This window comes from Acidimicrobiales bacterium (genome assembly GCA_022452145.1).
Classification (GTDB): domain Bacteria; phylum Actinomycetota; class Acidimicrobiia; order Acidimicrobiales; family MedAcidi-G1; genus UBA9410.
On the sequence record JAKURY010000010.1, the window covers coordinates 34,210 to 53,730 of the forward strand.

The window sequence follows — 19,521 nt, forward strand, 5'->3', positions numbered from 1 at the left end:
CGGGGCTCCCGGTCAGTCCTCGATCAGCACGCCGTGGGCCAGGGCGCCGACCACGGTGACGACCAGGGCGGCCACGGCCAGCAGCCCGGTCCAGGCCCAACCGTCGACCGCCGCGGCCCCTAGGGCATCGTCGAACGCCCGGGTGGCCCCGATCAGCACCGGCGCCAGAACCGGGAGCAGCAGGATCGGCAGGAGGGTCTCCCGCACCCCTAGCCCCGAGGCCAGCGCGCCGTAGAGGGTACCGGCAGCCGCCACGGCGACCCCGGCCAGCAGACCGGCCACCACCAACAGGACCGGGTCGACCACCTCGACCCCGTAGAGCACCAGCAGGCCGCCGACCAGCACCGCCTCCAGCAGCACCAGCTGCACGAACACCGCTGCGGCCTTGCCCAGGAACAGCGACGACGGTGGGAGTCCGGACATGCGCAACGCATCCAGGGTTCCGTCCGACTGGTCCACCGACGCCGACCGGTGCACGGCCAGCAGGGCGCTGAGCAGGACCGCCACCCAGAACAGGCCCGGTGCGAACGTCCGGAGGGTGCGATGGTCGGCGTCCAGGGCGAAGCCGAACAACACCAGCACCAGCAGGGCGAACGGCACCACCTGGTCGACCACCACCCGGGACCGGACCTCTATCCGCAGGTCGCGTGCCGCCACCAGCCACGCGTCGCCCAGGAACCTACGCAGCTCAGCCACGGGAACCACCCCCGTCGCCACGACCGGTGTCGTCGACCACCACTCCCCCGGCGATGGTCACCACCCGCGGACCCAGCACGGCCACCCGGTCCAGTTCGTGGGAGGAGACCAGCACCGTGGCCCCGGAGGCCACGGCATCGCCGATGAGGACGTCGACGACGTCGCGTCCCGCCTGGTCCAGACCGGCGTGGGGTTCGTCCATGAGCCACAACTCCGGTCGACGGACGACCAGGGCTGCCAGCGACGCCCGCCGCCGCTGCCCGGCCGACAGGGTGTGGACGGGTTGCCCGAAGAGCCGCTCGGCCACGCCCAGTCGGACCATCGCCACCCCGACCCTGTCGGTGGCCTCTTCGGCCGACAACCCCGCGGCACGGGCCCAGAAGTGCACGTTCTGCACGACCGTCAGGTCGTCGTAGAGGCCCATGGCATGACCCAGCAGGGCCACGCGCCTGCGAACCGAACGGCGTTCGTGGACGAGGTCATGGCCGAGCACCTCGACGGATCCGGCCTCGGGCCGCACCAGGCCGGCGCAAAGGCGGAGCAGGGTGGTCTTGCCGGCCCCGTTCGGCCCCCGGACGAGGACGATCTCACCGGGTTCCACCGTGAGGTCGACCCCGGCGAGCGCTGGGAAGTTCCCCAACAGCGCCACCGCCCCGCGTAAGTCGACCACTGGCACCCCGTCACGGTACCGGTCGGCCATACCCTGACCCCATGCCCGATCCCCGGAGCACCTGTCGCCGGCTGCTGACGGCGGTCACTATGGCGATCCTCCTGGCCGCTTGCACGGACGATCCGTCCGACCCGCAGTCGCCGACGTCCGATCCGGCGGAGGCGACCACCTCGATCGTGGAGGTCCGACCGACGCTGGCCGACGAGGGCATCCCGAACTGGGTGGGCGACGTGGTGAACCTCCACGACCTGGAGGACGGTGCCTGCTTCAACCGCTACTCGTGGGTGCAGGACGATCGGCACGTCGAGCTCGACACACGGGTCCCCTGCGGTGGACCCCACCAGCACGAGGTCTACCTCCGGACCGAGCACCCGGCCCGGGCCGGGGCACCATGGCCGGGAGACCGGGAGATGGAGGCGTTCGCCAGGGCGCAGTGCTACGGGGCATTCGCCGACTTCGTGGGCGAGATCTACGAGCTGTCAGAGCTGGAGCTCGGCTACCTCACCCCGTCCAGAACCGACTTCGAGCACGAGGATGCCCGGTTCCGCGGAATCCACTGCTACCTCCTCCGCGACGACGGCGAGGAGATGGTCGGTTCGGCACGGGACAGCCGCCGCTAGCCCGACCCCCGGGAACCCCTCCGGCCGACCCGGCATCGCGTGGGCCCACCCCCGGGGAGCCCCTCAGGCGCCCCCCGCATCGCGTCGGCCGGCCAGCAGCAGGGCCAGGCCGGCCCATGACTGGGGCACGGCACCCAGGCCACCACCGGTATCGGCGTTCCAGTACTCGGCCAGCCCCGAGGCCCACGCGCCGGCCACCGTCGTCCGGGCCAGGGTGCGAGCCGACACGGGAGAGTGCCGATCCGTGGCCAGGACCATGAGGTAGGCCAACTGTGGCCACACCGGCCCACGCCAGTAGGCATCGGGATCGAACGACGGTTCGCCACGGTGCACTCCGGTCGGCCCTGCCGGACCACCGTGGGCTGTCGGATCCAGGAGCTGGTCGATGACGGTTGCCGCCCGCCGCGGGTCGTCCTCGACCAGGAGGGGGAGCAGGCCGTCCAGCGTCCGGGCCCGTCCCGACCCGTCGGCCGTGGGCCCGGCATCCACCCAGGTTCCGGCCTCGTCGGACCACCGGTCCCCCAGCGCCCCCGCCAGCTCGTCGGACGCGGCGGCCAGGCCATCGTCGCCGACCACGGCGGCCAGCTCACGGGCGTTGAAGGCCACCAGGGCGTTGAACCCGACCGGGGCCACCGGAAAGGCGGGGTTCTGGATGGGCGAACCGTCGGATCCGGCCTGGATGGTCGACACCAGCCGGTCCTTGGCCACCCCCCACCGGTCCCGGTCGAAGCCGTCGGGGCAGCGGTCGTCCCACCGTGGAGAGTCGTCGATTCCAGTCTCCCACGGGTGGCACACCAGGAGCAGGCCCGACCGGTGGCGGGCCCGCTGGTCAATCAGGAAGCCGACGCCGGCGACCGCCGCGTCCACCACCTCGTCAGGAGGTGGCGACCCGGCACGTACCAGCTCGGCGACAGCGTGCCCGTACATGGGCGGCTGGGTGATCGACGAACCGTCCCGACGGCCCCAGAGGTCCTCATGGGCGCCGGGCGCCTGCACGTAGTTCATGTGGGGGACGAACCCGGACGGGGCCTGTGGACGGAACACCTCGGCCAACTCTCTCTGGGCGCGCCCGCCCTCGCCCAGTGCCTGCCAGATGAGCACGTGGAAGCAGGAGTCCCACAGCCACTGCCACGGGTAGATCCCCGGGTTGGGGGCTGCGTACCCTTCCGACACCCAGTGGTCCTCCAGCAGCCGTCCCACGGCGGCCCGGAGGTCAACGAACGATGGGTCCGGGAGACCATTGCCACCCACCAGGAAGCCTCGCTGCACGATCGTCTCCTTCCGGCTCGGGCCCACCGACGGTGTCTCGGTAGTAGCACGGAACTGGTCCGATGCGCTCACCCGGATGGGTTTCGACCTGACCTGGGTGGCCGGTGACGTCGAGCCGGGCTGGACCGACGAGCGTCCTCTGACGCTGGTGGGCGGGCTCGGGATCGACGCCGGGTTCCCGCCGGACCCCGACGAGTTGGCCGCAGCCCTGGAGGACGCCGACCTGGTGGTGGTCGAGAACCTGTGCACCATCCCCCTGAACCTCCCGGCCTCGGTGGCCGTCGCCGAGGCGCTCCGCGGTCGACCGGCCGTGCTCCACCACCACGACCCCCCGTGGCAGCGGGCCCGCTTCGCCCATGTCACCGAACTTCCCCCGGAGGACCCCACCTGGCTCCACGTCACCATCAACGACCTGACACGCCACCAGATGGCGGAACGAGGCATCACCGCCACCACCATCCGCAACGGGTTCGAACCCGACCCGCCGCCGGGCGACCGCCAGCGCACCCGTGCTCGGCTCGGCCTGTCACCCGACGACCGCCTTGTGGTCCACCCGGTGAGGGCCATCGGCCGCAAGGCGGTGGGTCGGGCCGTGGGCATCGCCGAGGCGCTGGACGCCACCTACTGGCTGCTCGGTCCGGCCGAGGACGGCTACGGCCCGGAACTGGCCCGCGAGCTTGCAGCCGCCCGGTGCCCGGTAATCCACGCCTCCCAGGCCGACCGGTCCGACCTGTACGCGGCCGCCGACGTCGTGGTGTTCCCCTCGACCTGGGAGGGCTTCGGGAACCCCCCGGTGGAGGCCTCTCTGGCCCGACGGCCGGTGGTGGTGGGTGGCTATCCGGTGGCCGATGAGCTCCGCGCCCTGGGGTTCAGCTGGTTCGACGCCGACGACCTCGACCCGCTGATGGCGTGGCTGGGGTCGCCTGCGACCCGGCGCCACGCCCTGCTCGAGGCCAACAGGGCGGTGGCCGTCCGGGAACTCTCGCTGGATCGCATGGCCGATCGTCTGGAATCCCTCCTGGCCGCGGCAGGCTGGCTCCCGTGAACACGGTCGGTGGAACTTCATCGCCGCACGAGGACCCGGTGCTGGCCCGCCGAGCCTCACTTCGACGCCTGGCCCACCTGGGCCAGCGGCTCGGGTACCTGGCCTTCGTTGTCTCCATCGTGGTGTTCGCCATCGGGCTCTCCACGGGATTCTCGGACGGCGTGGCAACCTCGCTGGTGGTGCTGCTGGTCGCCGGATCGTTCGTCCTCGCCCCGGCCATCGTGCTCCACCACGCGGTCCGGGCAGCCGATGACGAGGACCGGGGCACCACCGGAGGCCACTGAGAGGCGGCCACATTATCTTCCGCCCGGTTCCCGCTGGCGGGCCCGGTATGCCTACCGTCACAGCATGACCACCACGGCCACCCGATCCCGCATGCCGGCCGCAGAGCGGCGGCGGCAGATCCTCGACGTCGGGCTGGAGGTGTTCGCCCGCCACGGCTACCACGACACCTCGATGAGCGCCCTGGCGGCAGAGGCCGGTGTGACCAAGCCGGTTCTGTACCAGCACTTCGCATCCAAGCACGACCTGTTCGAGGTCCTGCTGGCCGAGACCGGCGACCGGCTGATGAGGGCCATCGAGGCGTGCGAGGTGGAGGAGACGCCGAGGCGTCGGGTCGAAGCCGGCTTCCGGGCCTTCTTCAGGTTCTTCGAGGAGCAACCTGCCGCCTTCGCCGTCCTCTACGGCTCCAGCCTGGCCGTCGACCCGGAGTTCCGCCGCGATGCCAGACGGGTCCGTGACACCTTCGCCGAGTACCTGACCGGCCTCATCCGCACCGTCGACCACGAGTCGGCCCTGGCCATGGCTGCCGGGATCAACGGGCTGTCGGAGGGCATGATTCGCCACTGGATGCACGGGCAGCGGACCCGCCCCGCCGAGGAGATGGCCGCCCTGGCTGCCCGCCTGGCGTGGGGTGGCCTGGACTCCCTGGCCTGAGGCCACCGGGCCCCGGCTGGGGTCAGTCCAGGGGCTCCGGGGAGATGTCGATGGGTACCTCTGGCAGGTCGCCAGCCACAATGGGTGCCAGGTGCTGGCGCAGCAGTGCCGGCAGGACCGGCTCGGTCGAGGCCAGGAGCTCGTCCAACGTCCACCAGCGTGCGCCCCGGAATGCCGCTGCCTCCAGTGCCTCCAGGTGCCTTGGCCGGTACTCGCCACCGTCGCACCACGCCACGTGGATCTTCTCGTGGCTGTCGAAGAAGTAGCCACCAAAGGTGAACTGCACGTGCTGGGTCCATATGACCGGCCCCATCTCCACGTCCTCGATGCCGGTCTCCTCGACGAGCTCCCGGGTGGCTGCCACCGCCGAGTCCTCTCCCAGGTCGATTCCCCCGCCGGGGATCTCCCACCAGGCGGGCTTGTAGGGGTCGAGGGGGTCCTCGGCGTTCACCAGGAAGATCCGCCCCTCGCCGTCGAGAAGCACCACCCTGGCCGCCGGTCGCCTCAGGAACACTGGCGGTAGACCTGGTGCCGCTTCGACGGGTCCGTCATGGTCGGGCGGACCGTCATCGGCAGTCGGCGCAGCGGCCGAGCATGTCGAAGCGGTGGGCCTCCACACGGAACCCGCCGTCGGCCGCCACCTCCACCAGGGCGGCCACCTGCTGTTCGAACTCGTCCGGCACGTGGAAGTCCTCCACCCGCCCGCAGACGTCACAGACCAGGTGGTGGTGGTGCCCGGTCAGCGACTCGTGGAGCTCGAACCGGGCGTGGTCGTCGCCTGCGTCCACCCTCCGCGCCACCCCGACGTCCACCAGCTCACCGAGGTTGCGGTAGGCGGAGCTCTGGGCCAGGCGCCGTCTGGCGTCGACGGCCAGGATCTCGGGCAGGGTCAACGGTCGACCGGCACCGGCCAGTACCTCGACCACGGCGTGCCGCGATCGGCTGTAGCGCATCCCGGCGGCCCGGAGGCGACGGCCCACCGTGACGTGCAGGTCATCGATGGCTCCGTCGTCGACGTGTGGGTGGTCCTCGGACATGGAGGCCAAGCCTAGGCCTGGCAGCCGGTATCGGGAATCCCTGAGAACGAGTACCGGCCCACCTCAGGGGCGTCGACGCATCAGCGCGTTGCGGCGAGTCCGGCACACCAGCTCGTCACGCTGGTTGTGCGCCCGGTGATCGAAGGTCACTATGCCCGCGTCGGGACGTGAACCGGACGCCCGGACGGACACCACCTCGGTCTCGAACCTCAGCGTGTCGCCGAGCAGCACCGGTGCGGGGAACGCCGACTCCTCGAAACCCAGGTTGGCCACCGTGGTGCCCAGCGTGGTGTCGCCCACGCTCACCCCGACCACCAGGCCCAGCGTGAACAGGCTGTTGACGAGGCGCTCCCCGAACTCCGTCGCCGCGGCGAACGTGGCGTCCAGGTGCAGCGGCTGCGGATTGTGGGTCAGGGCGCAGAACAGGGTGTTGTCGGCCTCAGTGACCGTCCGGGTCAGAGCGTGGCGGACCACCAGCCCCACGGGGAGTTCCTCGAACCAGCGACCCATCGCACCGTCGACCAGTTCCGGGGTGGTGGCGGCATCCATGTTCGCAGTCTGGCCGACCGGACGTGAACCCGCGTCGAGGGCCCTAATCTCACGAGCCATGACCACCCCCATCTGGACGCCCGACGTGCATCGCCGATCCACGAGCCAGGTCGAGGAGTTCCGGGTGGCGGTCGGCGTCGAGGGTGGCTACCGGGACCTCCACCGCTGGTCGGTGGACCATCCGGGCGACTTCTGGCGCGCGGCATGGGACCACCTGGGCGTGGTGGGCGACCCGGGCGACCAACCGATCCAGTCGATCGGCGACCACCCCACCGGCACCCGCTTCTTCCCGGACGGCTACCTGAACTTCGCCGAAAACCTCCTGGCCCACGCCGACGACTCGCCAGCACTGGTGTTCCGGGGCGAGGACGGCTCTCGCCGGGAACTCTCCCGGCAGGACCTCCACGACCTGGTCTCGCGACTCCAACAGGCACTCCTGGACCTCGGGGTGGAGCCAGGCGATCGGGTGGCGGCGTGGCTTCCGAACGTCGCGGAGACGTACGCCGTCATGCTGGCCTCGGCTTCGATCGGCGCCGTGTTCTCCTCCACCTCGCCCGACTTCGGAACCGATGGCGTGCTGGACCGGTTCGGCCAGATCGAACCGGTCGTGCTGTTCGCCACCGACGGCTACCACTACGGGGGTCGCCACCACGACGTCACCCCCCGGCTGGCCGACGTGGCCGCCGGACTGCCCACCCTCCGCCGGGTAGTGGTAGTTGGTGGCGACCCGGAAGAGACCACCTACGGGCCGCTGCCGGGTGGCGCTGTCACCCTCGACGCGTTCCTGGACCCGTACGACGCCGGGCCGGTCCGGTTCCTGAACCTGGCGTTCGACCACCCGCTCTACGTCCTGTACTCGTCCGGAACGACCGGAAAGCCCAAGTGCATCGTGCACAGGGCCGGCGGAATCCTCCTCAAGCACCTGGTGGAGCACCGGCTCCAGTGCGACGTCCGGTCCGGCGACCGGGTCTTCTACTTCACGACGGCTGGCTGGATGATGTGGAACTGGCTGGCCTCGGGCCTGGCCGCCGGAGCCACGCTGGTCCTCTACGACGGCTCGCCCTTCCACCCGGATGGCACCCGGCTGTTCGACCTCGTGGACGACTGTGACGTGACGTTGTTCGGCGTGTCGGCCAAGTTCATCGACTCGGTGGCCAAGGCCGGACTACGTCCGGCGGGGACCCACGACCTCGGCTCGTTGCGGACCATCTGCTCCACCGGTAGCCCGCTCAGCCCCGAGGGCTTCGCCCACGTCCACGCCGACTGGAAGGCGGACGTCCACCTGGCGTCGATCTCCGGCGGTACCGACCTGTGTGGCTGCCTCGTCGGTGGCCAGCCGACGGGACCGGTCCACGCAGGCCAGATCCAGGGCCCGATGCTGGGCATGGACATGGACGTCGTCGACGAGGGCGGTTCGCCCGTCGGACCCGGGACACGGGGCGAGCTGGTCTGCCGATCGGCCTTCCCGTCCATGCCCCTCGGATTCTGGGACGACCCGGACGACCGGAGGTACCACGCGGCCTACTTCGACCGGTTCGCCGGCCTCTGGCACCAGGGCGACTTCGCCGAACGGACCGTCGAGGGGGGCTTCGTCATCCACGGACGATCGGACGCCACGCTCAATCCGGGCGGCGTCCGCATCGGTACCGCCGAGATCTACCGGCGCGTCGAAGGCCTCGCCGAGGTCACCGAGGCGCTGGTCATCGGCCAGCGGTGGGAGGCAGACACCCGGATCGTGCTGTTCGTGGTCACCGCCGCCGGCATCAACCTCGACGACGACCTGCGCGCCCGCATCCGGGCCGACATCCGGACCGGAGCCTCACCCCACCACGTGCCGTCGATCATCCTCGAGGTGCCCGAACTCCCCAGGACCCGTTCGGGCAAGTTGGTGGAGCTGGCCGTCCGAAACGTCGTTGAAGGTCGCCCCGTCACCAACTCCGAGGCGCTGGCCAACCCCGCCGCCCTGGACCACTTCAGGAACCTGCCCGAGCTGGCCGTCTGACCGCCCGGCCGATCAGGACCCTTGCGATGGCACTCCGCCCGCCCGCTCAGAACTCGTACAGTGGCACCCCGGCCACCTGAAGGTGGCCCAGTTCGTTCACCGACCGCATTGTGCGGTGCCCGGCAGAAGACGCTGCGACCCGGCTGATCGACGTGTAGCGGGCCTCGTAGAACATCACGGAGTCGATGCCCAGGACGTGTGACAGGTAGGCGGAGACCACGCCCCCGTGGCAGCCCACGGCCACGGTCCGACCCGGGTTGGCTGCGATGATCCGGTCCATCCCGGTCACCACCTGGTCCCGGAACGCCTCGGGATCGGCCAGGACCTCACCGGCCATGATCTGGTCCCAGCGGGGATCGCCGATGGCCCTGAGCCGCTCCATGGGTATGTACTCGACCTCACCCTCGTCGTACTCGGTGACCAGTGGTTCCACGACCACGTCGAGTCCGAGCCGCCGTGCCAGAGGGACCACCGTCTCGCGGGCCCTGGCTTTGGGGCTGGCGTAGACGGCGTCGATGCGCGCCTCGGCCGTGGGCCCGTCGGTCAACCAGTCGGCCAGCGCCTCGGCCTGGCACCGTCCCAGGGCCGAGAGGTGCGGGTCGGCCTCCTCCCCGGTGACGGTGTTGTCGACGGTGACCGGGAGCGCGTGTCGGATGAGGAGCAGTTCCATGACCGGCCGGACGCTAGCCCTGCCCGGTCCCACGGGTACCGTCGGCACCATGAAGATCGACGGTGGCCTCACCGGCCTGACCACGCCGGCTGACTCCGGTGGCCTGGCCGCGATCGGCGAATCGGCACGACGGCTCGAGGAGGCCGGCTACGCCGGCGCATGGACCGCCGAGACGAGCCACGACCCGTTCCTGCCCCACATGCTCGCCGCCGAGCACACCCGCCGGATCGAGCTAGGCACGTCAATCGCGGTGGCCTTCGCCAGGAACCCGATGCTGCTGGCGAACCTCGGCCACGACCTCCAGCGCTACACCGACGGCCGCTTCATCCTCGGCCTCGGCACCCAGATCAGGCCCCACATAACCAAGCGGTTCTCCATGGAGTGGTCCCGGCCGGCGGCCCGCATGAGGGAGATGATCAGCGCGGTGCGGGCCATCTGGACGACGTGGAACGAGGGAACGAAGCTCGACTTCCGGGGCGACTTCTACCGACACACCCTCATGACCCCCTTCTTCGACCCGGGCCCCAACGAATGCGGCCCGCCCAAGGTGTTCCTGGCCGCCGTCGGACCGCTCATGTGCGAGGTGGCCGGCGAGGTCTGCGACGGGCTGATCTGCCACGCCTTCAGCACCGAGAGGTACCTCCGGGAGGTCACCATCCCCGCCGTGGAGCGGGGCCTGGAGAAGTCCGGACGGACCCTGGCTGACTTCGAGTTCGTCGGACCGGGCTTCGTGGTCACCGGAGAGACCGAGGAGGCCATGGCCAGCGCCGCCACCGGGGTGCGTCAACAGATCGCCTTCTACGGGTCCACCCCGGCCTACCGCCCGGTGCTGGACGTGCACGGCTGGGGCGAACTCCAGGCCGACCTGAACCGCATGTCCAAGCAGGGTGAGTGGCAGGCCATGGGCGATCTCATCGACGACGAGATCCTCTCGACCTTCGCAGTCGTCGGAGAACAGGACGCCATCGCGCGGGGGTTCCGTGACCGCTACGGCGACTGTGTCGACCGGCTCAGCTTCTACGCCTCGGGCTCCGAGGGTGGGCTGGACTTCTGGGAGCCGATCGTCGCCGACCTCTCGTCCTGATCCCGCCTGCCGACCACCGTCAGTCCGCCGGGTCACCCGACCTCGGTACTGAGGCTGGCGACGTATCCGCCGCGGTCCGGCCGACGGTCGCCCGATAGGTTTCACACATGGCCGATCAGGAGGAGTTCGCCTACACGGACCTGCTCCCGCTGGTCCAGGATGCTTACGACACCACCACGTTCCGGAAGCTCTCCGACGAGGGGGTGTCGCCGGTGGGGGGCCCGGGAGGCCGGACCTTCCTGGAGGTCGACTCCGAGGCGATCCGCCTGCTCACGGCCACGGCGATGCGTGACATCGCCCACCTCCTGCGTACGGGCCACCTGGCACAGCTGGCGGCCATCCTGGACGACCCGGAGGCCTCGGCCAACGACCAGTTCGTGGCTTCCGAGCTCCTCCAGAACGCCTGCATCGCAGCGGGCGGCGTCCTTCCGTCCTGCCAGGACACCGGCACGGCCATCGTGTCAGCCAAGAAGGGCGACCTGGTGCTCACCGACGGCAACGACCGGGAGGCCATCTCCCGCGGCGTATACGACACCTACCTGACGTCCAACCTGCGCTACTCCCAGCTGGCACCGCTAGACATGTTCGCCGAACGGAACACCGGGTCGAACCTCCCCGCCCAGATAGAAATCGAGTCGGTACCCGGCGACGCCTACAAGTTCCTGTTCATGGCCAAGGGCGGCGGCTCGGCCAACAAGAGCTTCCTCTTCCACGAGACGAAGGCCCTGCTCAACCCCGAGAGCCTGGCCCGGTTCCTGGACGAGAAGCTGCGGACGCTGGGCACCTCGGCCTGTCCGCCGTACCACCTGGCCGTCGTCATCGGCGGCACCTCGGCCGAGCACACCCTGCGGACCGCCAAGTACGCCTCGGCCCACTACCTCGACAACCTCCCGACCACCGGAAGCCCGACGGGCCACGGCTTCCGGGACCTCGGATGGGAGGAGGAGATCCTGGAGATGACGCGCGGGTTCGGAATCGGGGCGCAGTTCGGCGGCAAGTACTTCTGCCACGACGTCCGGGTGATCCGACTCCCCCGACACGGCGCCTCCAACCCGGTCGGGATAGCAGTCTCGTGCTCCGCCGACCGACAGGCCCTGGGAATGATCACCGGCGATGGCGTCTTCCTGGAGCACCTGGAGGAGGACCCCGCCCGGTTCCTCCCCGAGGTGGTGGATGACGACCTGTCGGCCACCGTGGTCCCCATAGACCTCGACCAGCCCATGGACGCCATCCGCAGCGAGCTGTCGAAGCACCCGGTCAAGACCCGGCTGTCGCTGACCGGGACCCTCGTGGTGGCCCGCGACATCGCGCACGCCAGGATCGCCGAGCTGCTCGATGCCGGACAACCCATGCCGGAGTACCTACGGGACCATCCCGTCTACTATGCCGGTCCTGCCAAGACCCCTGAAGGCCATGCCTCCGGATCGTTCGGACCCACCACGGCGGGCCGGATGGACGCCTACGTGGAACGCTTCCAGGCGGCCGGCGGCAGCCTCGTCATGCTGGCGAAGGGGAACCGGTCCCGGCAGGTCACCGAGGCGTGCGCACGCCACGGCGGCTTCTACCTCGGATCGATCGGCGGGCCGGCGGCCCGACTGGCCCGGGACTCCATCCGCAGCGTCGAGGTCCTCGAGTACCCGGAGCTGGGCATGGAGGCCGTCTGGCGCATCCGGGTCGAGGACTTCCCGGCGTTCATCGTGGTCGACGACAAGGGTGGAGACTTCTTCGACGAGGTCTCCACGAGGGTCGACCTCGACTAGACCGCTGACGCCGCCTCGTACCCGGCCATTGCCATCGTGGGGAACGGGGATCAGACGCAGTTGTTGACCATGTGGCCGACCCCGGCGATGTGGGATTCGATCCGCTGGCCGCGGCGCAGGCACCTGCCCTGGGCGTCCCCCACCCCGGCCGGCGTACCGGTGAACACCAGGTCACCCGGCTCCAGCGTGCATATGCCCGACAGGTAGGCGACCAACTGCTCCACCCCGACCATCATCCGGCTGGTCCGGCTGTCCTGTCGGACCTCGCCGTCCACCGCGCACCTGAGGAACAGGTCGTCGGGCGCCTCGAGGAGGTCGACGGAAACCACGTTCGGGCCGATGGGTCCGAACGTGTCGTAGCTCTTACCGAGGCTGAACTGGGCCGGCTCCGAGGCCGTCTGCAGGGCGCGTTCGGAGATGTCCTGGCCCACGGTCACCCCGGCCAGGGCGTCCCACACGTCGGACTCGTCGAGGTCGCGGCACCGGCGACCCACCACGACCACCAGCTCCACCTCGTAGTCGGTGCGATCCCCCACCACGACGACGTCGTCGGACGGTCCGACCAGGCAGGACGGGAACTTGGTGAAGATGACCGGAGCAGTCGACGGCGCCCGGTGCATCTCATCGATGTGGGCCAGGTAGTTCATGCCGATACCAAACACCTTCTGTGGCCGGGGCACGGCCGGGCCCAGGCCGTCGAGGCCGACCGAACCGTCTGCCTCCCCGGCGGGGATACCCGTCAGATCGGTGAGGGCGTGCAGGGTCCCGGGGTCGGCGAGGGCATCCATCGGGGCGGCCAGGCGACCGTCGGTGAGGCGTCCCAGGTCCCACCAGCGGGCCGTGGCACCGTCAGCTGGCGCCTCCAAGCCGTCGTCCATTAGCACGGCCCGGCCATCGCGGAGGTTTCCAAGTCGAAATGCCATGGTCAAAGAGTCTCGCCGGAACGGGCCCCGATCCCTCGCCCGACGGGAACCGAGCCACTGCCGGTCGGGTGGATGGGCCGGGGCTGACAAGACGGCGGCAACGCGCCATGATGGGCGGATACATACCCGGTCGGTGCTGGGCCGGGGCCGACACATGAAGGAGGAGGCTTGGCCAAGCCACATGCCGTCTGTGAAGTCGAACTTCTCACCCAGGGGCCGGTGGAGTTCGGCGATCGGGAACATGCGACCGGCAAGGTACGGGAGTTGTGCGAGCTGGGGCACGAACCGGTGCTCACCGCCGTGGTCAAGTTGAGGCTCAGGGAAAACGTGGCCGAGCCGATGATCGCCGAGGCGACCATCGACATGAACGGTGTGGCGATCCGGGCCCACGCATCGGGCGACACGATGACCGAGGCCATCGACAGGCTCGACGACCGCCTCGGCAGGCGCCTCCGCCGACACCGCAAGCGCCTCGAGGACCGCCGACACGACCGCGAACCGGAGCCGACGAGGAGTCATCCCGGCTACGCCTCGATCCCACGCGACGAGCGGGAGGTGGTCCGCCACAAGTCGCTAGCCATGCATCCGATGACCGTCGAGGAGGCTGTCGACGAAATGGACCTCCTGGACCACGGCTTCTACCTGTACCTCGACACAGACCACGACATCGACCGCGTGGTGTTCCACAACGGCGACGGCACCATCCACGTAGTGCCGTCCGTGATCGGCGAGGACCTGCCTGGCGACACCCGTCCCCCGATCCACCCGACGCCAACCGTGCTGAACCACCTGCCGCTGGTAGACGCCGAGGTGTTGCTGGACGAGGGCGACGAACCGTTCGTGTTCTTCGCCGAACCGGACTCGGGCAGAGGCCAGGTGCTGTACCGGCGCTTCGACGGGCACTACGGGCTGATCTCCCCGGCCATCTGACCTGAGGTGATGAAGGTCGTCGGCCTCTGCGGGGGCATCGGCGCGGGCAAGTCGACCGTGGCCCAGCTGCTGGCCGAACGGGGCGCCGTGGTAATTGACGTCGACGCCCTCGGGCGCAGTGTCCTGGCCCATGACGAGGTCCGGCATGCCGTGGTGGCCGAGTTCGGGGACGGCGTGCTGGACGCCGACGGTGGGATAGACCGGGCGGCGCTGGCCCGGGAGGTGTTCTCCTGTGAGGGCCGCCTCACCGACCTGGAGGCGATAAGCCACCCGGCGATCGACCGCGAGATCGCCCGACACCTCGAGGCGCTGGCCTCCGACCCGCCGGACCTGGTGGTGCTGGACATGGCGGTGCTCGTCGAGAGCGACCTGGGAAAGCTGTCAGACGGACGTGGCTACACCGAGGTGGTCGTGGTGGAGGCCCACGCCGAGGTGCGCCTGGAGCGGCTGGTGGCCAGGGGTATGGCGGCCGACGACGCCAGGGCCCGCATGGCCGCCCAGGCAACCGATGCAGAACGTCGCGCGGTGGCCGACCACGTGCTGGTCAACGACGGCGACGAGGCCGACCTCGCCGAACGGGTCGATGAGCTGATCCCCCTGCTGGTGGCCTGAGCCGCCCCCTCTGCCAGCGGAGCGCCTACCAACGGAGGGCGCCGAGCACCGACCCGGTGTACTCCGGTCGGCTGATGACCAGGCCCGGTACCACCGGTCGTGCCTTGTTGAACTCGAGGCGGGAGCCGTCCACGCCATAGACGTCCAGGCCGGCAGCCATGGCCACCCCGGCCGGCGCACAGGCGTCCCACTCGTAGAGGCCCGACGGGTGGACGTAGACGTCGGCCGATCCGGCGACCACGGCCATGGCCTTCACGCCGGCCGACCCGCAGGACCGCACCACTCCCCCGATGGCCGCCGCCACCTCCTCGGCCTCACCCCACTGGGAGCGGCTGGTGATCACCACCGGACGGTCCCGCACCGGCGGGCGGGATGCCACCGACATGCCGGTCCCGTAGAGCTGATGACTGGCCGGCAAGCACACCGCGGCGGCAACCGGCGAACCGTCCACCACCAGGGCCACGTGGACGGCCCACTCGACGCTCCCCGGCCGGCCGAAGTCATGGGTGCCGTCCAACGGATCCACGATCCAGACCCGATCGGCGCCCACACGGCCACCGTCGTCGTACCCCTCCTCGGACAGCACGGCGTCATCGGCTCGGAGCTCGGACAGGCGGTCCACCAGGTGTCGGTGGGCGTGGCGGTCACCCTCTCCCTGGAGCCGGTGGGACGCCCACCCGTCGGCCACGGCCCGGTCCCGGATCCCGAGCAGCAGGTCACCGGCCTCCCGGGCTAGGAGTCCGGCGACCTCGTGATCCTCCATGCGGCGTCGACCCTAACCCGACCTCCTCCTATCATCGGCCCAGGACACCGGCCGCCACGGCTCCCGTCGCCACCTGACTACCCTTTCAGCGGGCCGGTCACCGTCCTGCCTCCCCGACGACCGCATCGGAGCACCCCATGGCCCACGGCCGCATCACCGGTTGGGCGACCCACCTCCCCGAGCGGCGGCTCACCAACCATGATCTGGCCGAGTTCGTCGACACCTCCGACGAGTGGATCAGGGAACGCACCGGGATAGCCGCCCGCCACGTTGACGGCAGGGTGACCGAGATGTCAGCCATTGCCGGGCGCGACGCCCTGGCGATGGCGGGTGTAGACCCGGCCGACGTGGGCCTCCTGCTCCTGGCCACCTGCAGTTCCGACCAGCAGTTCCCGGCCAGCGCCTCGGTCGTCCAGCACGAGCTGGGGCTCACGTGCGGAGCGATCGACATGAACGCCGCCTGCTCGGGCTTCGTGTACGGCCTGGTGACCGCCATGCAGTTCGTCGCCGGCGGCGTCGAGCGCATCCTCCTCATCGGCAGCGACGCCCTCAGCGGCATCATCGACTGGACCGACCGCGGGACCTGCGTGCTGTTCGGGGACGGCGCCGGGGCGGTGGTGATCGAACGGTCGGCCGACGCCCCCACCCTGCTCGGTTGGGACCTCATGTCGGACGGCTCGGCCGCCGGGATCCTCTCCTGCGAACACGGCGGCAAGATCTTCATGAACGGCAAGGAGGTGTTCCGCCGGGCCGTGCTGGCCATGGAGAGTGCCGCCCGCAACGCAATGGACCGGGCAGGGGTGACCATGGAGGACATCACCCTCGTGGTGCCCCACCAGGCCAACATCAGGATCATCGACGCCGCCATGAAGCGCCTGGAGATCCCTCGCGAGAAGGCGGCAATGGTCCTCGAGCGGACCGGGAACACGTCGGCGGCCTCCATCCCGCTGGCCCTGGTCGACGCCCTGGACAACGACCGGGTGGCCCCCGGCGACCTTGTGCTGATGGTCGGCTTCGGGGCCGGAATGTCCTCGGCGGCTGCCGTGATCCGCTGGGATCCGCCGGGTTCCTGACGGGCCCCGACCGCCCTGGCGCCGCCCGGGCACAGCCCGGCTCGGCGGTACCCTCCCGGGGTGCTGACCGCCTCGGGCCTGTCGCGAGCCTTCGGGCCCCGAACCCTCTTCAGCGACGCCTCCCTGCAGCTCGGGCCGGGCCGGCGGGTTGCGCTCGTCGGCGGGAACGGCACAGGCAAGACCACCCTGATCGAGACCATCGTCGGCCTCCAGGACGCCGATGCCGGCGAGGTACACCGTCCCAAGAGCCTCCGGATCGGCTACCTACCCCAGGAACTGCCCACCGAGACCGGCAGGTCGGTATTCGAACAGGTCATGCTGGGAGCCGGCCCGGTCACGGATCTGGCCCACCGCATCGAGGCGCTGGGGGCCCAGATCGGCGAGACCTCGGGTGCCGAACAGGAGCGGGCGTTGGCCGAGTTCGGCGAGGCCCAGTCACGCTTCGAACAGATCGGCGGCTACGCCGTGGAATCCGACGCCCACCGGATCCTCTCCGGGCTGGGCTTCGACCCGGCTGACCACGGTCGGCCGATGGACGAGATGTCGGGAGGCTGGCGCATGCGGGTGGCCCTGGCCCGCCTGCTGCTGTCGGCTCCCGACCTGCTCATCATGGACGAACCCACCAACCACCTCGACGTGGACAGCGTGGCATGGCTGGAACAGCACCTGGCCGCCTGGTCGGGCGGCCTGCTGTTCGTAAGCCACGATCGGGACTTCATCGACGCCGTGGCCAACCGCGTTCTGGAGCTGGCGGGAAGCCGCCTGACCGAGTACATCGGGGGCTTCGCCGACTTTGTGGTGGCCCGCGAGGAGAAGTTGGCCCTCCAGGAGGCCATGGCCGCCCAGCAGTCCCGACAGGTAGCCCAGACCGAGCGGTTCATCGAGCGCTTCAGGTACAAGGCCTCCAAGGCCCGTCAGGTCCAGAGCAGGGTCAAGTCCCTGGAAAAGCTGGACAGGATCATGGTCGACCGGCCCGACGCCCCCGCATCCCGGTTCGGGTTCCCGAAGCCACGCCGCTCGTCTCGCCTGGTGGCCGAGTTGGACGGGGTCACCGCCGGGTACGACGACGGCGACGGCAGGGAGCCGGACATCGTGCTCCGGGACGTGACGTTCGACATCGAACGGGGGCGCACGGTCGCCCTGATAGGACCCAACGGCGCAGGCAAGACGACCCTCGTCCGCCTCCTCACCGGTGAGATGGCCCCGCTGGCCGGGCGCGTCACCCGCGGCACCAACGTGGACCTGTCGCACTTCGACCAGCTCCAGGCCGAGATCCTGGATGATCGCCGCACGGTGCTCGAGGAGCTCAAGACCGTGCCCGGCGTCGAAACCGACGGCAGGAACCCCCGTACATACCTGGCATCCTTCGGCTTCCGTGGCGATGCCGTGGACCGACGGGTGGGCGACCTCTCGGGCGGCGAACAGACCCGGCTGGCGCTGGCAAAGGCCCTCGCCGTCCCGGTGAACCTGCTCATCCTGGACGAGCCCACCAACCACCTGGACCTCCCCAGCTGCGACGTCCTAGAGGACGCCCTGGAGGCCTACCCGGGGACCGTGGTGCTGATCACCCACGACCGGCACCTCATCCGGTCGGTGGCCGACGTCCTCGTCGAGGTCAGAGACGGCCAGGTGGTCTGGCACGAGGGCGTACCGGACCGGGTCCTCTATCCGATGAGGCCCGACGCCGCTCCGGCACCCTCCCCGCACAGATCCGCCGACCGGAACGCCGAACGGGCCGCCCCGGCACCGAAGAAGCCGAAGAAGGGCAGGCCCAGGGACCCCACCCAGGGACTCCGCCGGCGCCTCGAACGGGCCGAGCGCGACTGGGAGGCCGCCGAGGCGAGCGTTGTCGATGTCCAGGGGCGCCTGGCCGACCCGGACCTGTACCAGGAACCTGACCGGGCCGCCGCGGTGGTGGCCGAACACGAGGCGGCGAAGGATGCCGCCGCCCGGCTCATGGCCGAATGGGAGCGCCTCAGCACGCAGCTCGGCGGCTGAGGCCCCGGAGCCGGGCCACCGGTACGGTCGACGGCCGTGAGGATCCTGGTCACCAACGATGACGGCATCGACTCGGACGGCCTCCACAAGTTGGCACGGTCCCTCGTCGACCTGGGCGACGTCACGGTGGTCGCACCCGACACCGAGTATTCGGGAGCCGGCGCCTCGCTCGGCGCCATGCACCTCATCCGACCCGAGGTCCATGACGCCCACGTCGAGGGCGTCGACCGTGCGTGGTCGGTGAGCGGACCACCCGGCCTCTGTGTCATCTACGGTCGCCTCGGCCTGTTCGGTGACCCGTTCGACCTCGTCGTCTCGGGCATCAACCCGGGGATGAACGTGGGCCGGTCCGTGTACCACTCGGGGACGGTGGGCGCGGCGCTGACGGCCCGCAACGGGCGCATAACCGGGATCGCCGTCAGCCAGGCCGTGACCGGATGGGGGATCGAGGGCCAGGGGGCCGACGAGGTGCTCATCGACCAGCGGTGGTCGACGGCCGCCACCGTGGCCCGTGCCGTGGTCGCCAGCGTCATAGCCGCCCCGCCGGCCGAGCCGTCGGTCCTGAACGTGAACGTGCCCAACCTGGCGTTGGACGAACTCCGGGGCTGGCGGCACACGGTGACCGGGTCGGCACCGCCCAGGAGCCTGACAACCGCCGGGCTGGTACCCAAGGAGGGCCACGTCGGCACCTACCGGGTGGAGATGGACTGGGGCGAGCCGGGCGATCTACCACCGGAGACCGACGGCGGAGCTGTGATGGCCGGCTACGTCAGTCTGACCTGGCTGAACCGCCTGCACGAGGAACCGCCACCTGCCTACGATCCGGCTGCCGACGGCCTGGCACGCCTTCTGGGCTGACAGCCATTCCTCCCGACGGGCCGGCC

20 protein-coding genes and 1 pseudogene are annotated in these 19,521 nt (G+C 70.2%); 12 read left to right on the plus strand and 9 right to left on the minus strand.

Features of this window, described 5'->3' with window-relative positions:
* Positions 1–12: 12 nt before the first annotated feature.
* A complete protein-coding gene (locus MK177_05225; GenBank protein MCH2426718.1) occupies positions 13–696 on the minus strand; it encodes a heme exporter protein CcmB in 684 nt (227 codons plus the stop codon).
* Entirely contained in the window at positions 689–1,372 is a 684-nt protein-coding gene (gene ccmA / locus MK177_05230; GenBank protein MCH2426719.1) for a heme ABC exporter ATP-binding protein CcmA, read from the minus strand. Before ccmA ends, MK177_05225 begins: the two co-directional genes overlap by 8 nt.
* A 35-nt stretch (positions 1,373–1,407) precedes the next feature.
* Here ccmA and MK177_05235 point away from each other — a divergent pair, with 35 nt between their 5' ends.
* Positions 1,408–1,986: a septum formation family protein gene (locus MK177_05235; GenBank protein MCH2426720.1), complete on the plus strand. Its 579-nt coding sequence runs from the start codon at positions 1,408–1,410 to the stop codon at positions 1,984–1,986.
* A gap of 63 nt (positions 1,987–2,049) precedes the next feature.
* Here MK177_05235 and MK177_05240 read toward each other — a convergent pair whose 3' ends face one another.
* The gene (locus MK177_05240; protein ID MCH2426721.1) at positions 2,050–3,255 is read right to left on the minus strand and encodes a hypothetical protein; all 1,206 of its coding nucleotides are present in this window, start codon (positions 3,253–3,255) and stop codon (positions 2,050–2,052) included.
* A gap of 76 nt (positions 3,256–3,331) precedes the next feature.
* Here MK177_05240 and MK177_05245 point away from each other — a divergent pair, with 76 nt between their 5' ends.
* The 3 genes from MK177_05245 to MK177_05255 all read left to right on the plus strand — a co-directional run bounded on the left by MK177_05245 (position 3,332) and on the right by MK177_05255 (position 5,236).
* The gene (locus MK177_05245; protein ID MCH2426722.1) at positions 3,332–4,300 is read left to right on the plus strand and encodes a glycosyltransferase family 4 protein; all 969 of its coding nucleotides are present in this window, start codon (positions 3,332–3,334) and stop codon (positions 4,298–4,300) included.
* A 38-nt stretch (positions 4,301–4,338) separates the two neighbouring features.
* Positions 4,339–4,584, plus strand: a complete 246-nt coding sequence (locus tag MK177_05250; protein MCH2426723.1) for a hypothetical protein — start codon at positions 4,339–4,341, stop codon at positions 4,582–4,584.
* Positions 4,585–4,648: 64 nt separating this feature from the next.
* Positions 4,649–5,236, plus strand: coding sequence for a TetR/AcrR family transcriptional regulator (locus tag MK177_05255; GenBank protein MCH2426724.1), 588 nt, complete (start codon positions 4,649–4,651; stop codon positions 5,234–5,236).
* A gap of 22 nt (positions 5,237–5,258) precedes the next feature.
* Here the strand turns inward: MK177_05255 and MK177_05260 are convergent, their stop codons facing one another.
* The 3 genes from MK177_05260 to MK177_05270 form a co-directional block, all read right to left on the minus strand.
* On the minus strand, positions 5,259–5,723 hold the full coding sequence (locus MK177_05260) for an NUDIX domain-containing protein (GenBank protein ID MCH2426725.1): 465 nt from the start codon (positions 5,721–5,723) through the stop codon (positions 5,259–5,261).
* 79 nt (positions 5,724–5,802) lie between these two features.
* Entirely contained in the window at positions 5,803–6,273 is a 471-nt protein-coding gene (locus MK177_05265) for a transcriptional repressor (GenBank protein MCH2426726.1), read from the minus strand.
* A gap of 63 nt (positions 6,274–6,336) precedes the next feature.
* Entirely contained in the window at positions 6,337–6,882 is a 546-nt protein-coding gene (locus MK177_05270; protein MCH2426727.1) for a MaoC family dehydratase, read from the minus strand.
* Here MK177_05270 and MK177_05275 point away from each other — a divergent pair.
* Positions 6,881–8,824, plus strand: coding sequence for an acetoacetate--CoA ligase (locus tag MK177_05275; protein MCH2426728.1), 1,944 nt, complete (start codon positions 6,881–6,883; stop codon positions 8,822–8,824). The genes MK177_05270 and MK177_05275 overlap by 2 nt on opposite strands.
* A gap of 46 nt (positions 8,825–8,870) precedes the next feature.
* Here the strand turns inward: MK177_05275 and MK177_05280 are convergent, their stop codons facing one another.
* Positions 8,871–9,494, minus strand: a complete 624-nt coding sequence (locus tag MK177_05280) for a histidine phosphatase family protein (protein MCH2426729.1) — start codon at positions 9,492–9,494, stop codon at positions 8,871–8,873.
* On the opposite strand from MK177_05280, the gene MK177_05285 reads away from it, so the two are divergent.
* Both MK177_05285 and MK177_05290 read left to right on the plus strand, forming a co-directional pair.
* On the plus strand, positions 9,493–10,578 hold the full coding sequence (locus tag MK177_05285) for an LLM class F420-dependent oxidoreductase (protein MCH2426730.1): 1,086 nt from the start codon (positions 9,493–9,495) through the stop codon (positions 10,576–10,578). The genes MK177_05280 and MK177_05285 overlap by 2 nt on opposite strands.
* 227 nt (positions 10,579–10,805) lie before the next feature.
* Positions 10,806–12,338: pseudogene (locus MK177_05290) on the plus strand (fumarate hydratase).
* Between the two features lie 50 nt (positions 12,339–12,388).
* On the opposite strand, the gene MK177_05295 reads toward MK177_05290, so the two are convergent.
* Positions 12,389–13,261, minus strand: coding sequence for a fumarylacetoacetate hydrolase family protein (locus MK177_05295; GenBank protein ID MCH2426731.1), 873 nt, complete (start codon positions 13,259–13,261; stop codon positions 12,389–12,391).
* A gap of 168 nt (positions 13,262–13,429) precedes the next feature.
* Between MK177_05295 and MK177_05300 the strand changes: the two genes are divergently transcribed.
* On the plus strand, positions 13,430–14,191 hold the full coding sequence (locus MK177_05300; protein MCH2426732.1) for a sigma 54 modulation/S30EA ribosomal C-terminal domain-containing protein: 762 nt from the start codon (positions 13,430–13,432) through the stop codon (positions 14,189–14,191).
* A 9-nt stretch (positions 14,192–14,200) separates the two neighbouring features.
* Entirely contained in the window at positions 14,201–14,803 is a 603-nt protein-coding gene (coaE, locus tag MK177_05305) for a dephospho-CoA kinase (GenBank protein MCH2426733.1), read from the plus strand.
* 25 nt (positions 14,804–14,828) lie between these two features.
* Here the strand turns inward: coaE and MK177_05310 are convergent, their stop codons facing one another.
* On the minus strand, positions 14,829–15,566 hold the full coding sequence (locus MK177_05310; GenBank protein ID MCH2426734.1) for a 3'(2'),5'-bisphosphate nucleotidase CysQ: 738 nt from the start codon (positions 15,564–15,566) through the stop codon (positions 14,829–14,831).
* Between the two features lie 137 nt (positions 15,567–15,703).
* On the opposite strand from MK177_05310, the gene MK177_05315 reads away from it, so the two are divergent.
* Genes MK177_05315 through surE form a run of 3 tightly spaced genes read left to right on the plus strand, consistent with a single transcriptional unit; the run spans position 15,704 to position 19,495 of the window.
* Positions 15,704–16,639 carry a ketoacyl-ACP synthase III gene (locus MK177_05315; protein MCH2426735.1) on the plus strand — a complete coding sequence of 312 codons (936 nt, stop codon included), beginning with the start codon at positions 15,704–15,706 and terminating at the stop codon, positions 16,637–16,639.
* 60 nt (positions 16,640–16,699) lie between these two features.
* Entirely contained in the window at positions 16,700–18,637 is a 1,938-nt protein-coding gene (locus MK177_05320; protein ID MCH2426736.1) for an ATP-binding cassette domain-containing protein, read from the plus strand.
* 36 nt (positions 18,638–18,673) lie between these two features.
* Entirely contained in the window at positions 18,674–19,495 is an 822-nt protein-coding gene (gene surE / locus MK177_05325) for a 5'/3'-nucleotidase SurE (protein ID MCH2426737.1), read from the plus strand.
* Positions 19,496–19,521: the final 26 nt, after the last annotated feature.

Excerpts from the sequence above, each read along its gene's own strand:
- MK177_05310 (MCH2426734.1), bottom strand. The coding sequence starts at position 15,566 with ATGGAGGATCACGAGGTCGCCGGACTCCTAGCCCGGGAGGCCGGTGAC.
- MK177_05295 (MCH2426731.1), bottom strand. The coding sequence starts at position 13,261 with ATGGCATTTCGACTTGGAAACCTCCGCGATGGCCGGGCCGTGCTAATG.
- MK177_05270 (MCH2426727.1), bottom strand. The coding sequence starts at position 6,882 with ATGGCTCGTGAGATTAGGGCCCTCGACGCGGGTTCACGTCCGGTCGGC.
- MK177_05280 (MCH2426729.1), bottom strand. The coding sequence starts at position 9,494 with ATGGAACTGCTCCTCATCCGACACGCGCTCCCGGTCACCGTCGACAAC.
- MK177_05255 (MCH2426724.1), top strand. The coding sequence starts at position 4,649 with ATGACCACCACGGCCACCCGATCCCGCATGCCGGCCGCAGAGCGGCGG.
- MK177_05265 (MCH2426726.1), bottom strand. The coding sequence starts at position 6,273 with ATGTCCGAGGACCACCCACACGTCGACGACGGAGCCATCGATGACCTG.
- MK177_05315 (MCH2426735.1), top strand. The coding sequence starts at position 15,704 with ATGGCCCACGGCCGCATCACCGGTTGGGCGACCCACCTCCCCGAGCGG.
- MK177_05275 (MCH2426728.1), top strand. The coding sequence starts at position 6,881 with ATGACCACCCCCATCTGGACGCCCGACGTGCATCGCCGATCCACGAGC.
- MK177_05235 (MCH2426720.1), top strand. The coding sequence starts at position 1,408 with ATGCCCGATCCCCGGAGCACCTGTCGCCGGCTGCTGACGGCGGTCACT.
- MK177_05285 (MCH2426730.1), top strand. The coding sequence starts at position 9,493 with ATGACCGGCCGGACGCTAGCCCTGCCCGGTCCCACGGGTACCGTCGGC.
- coaE (MCH2426733.1), top strand. The coding sequence starts at position 14,201 with ATGAAGGTCGTCGGCCTCTGCGGGGGCATCGGCGCGGGCAAGTCGACC.
- MK177_05245 (MCH2426722.1), top strand. The coding sequence starts at position 3,332 with ATGGGTTTCGACCTGACCTGGGTGGCCGGTGACGTCGAGCCGGGCTGG.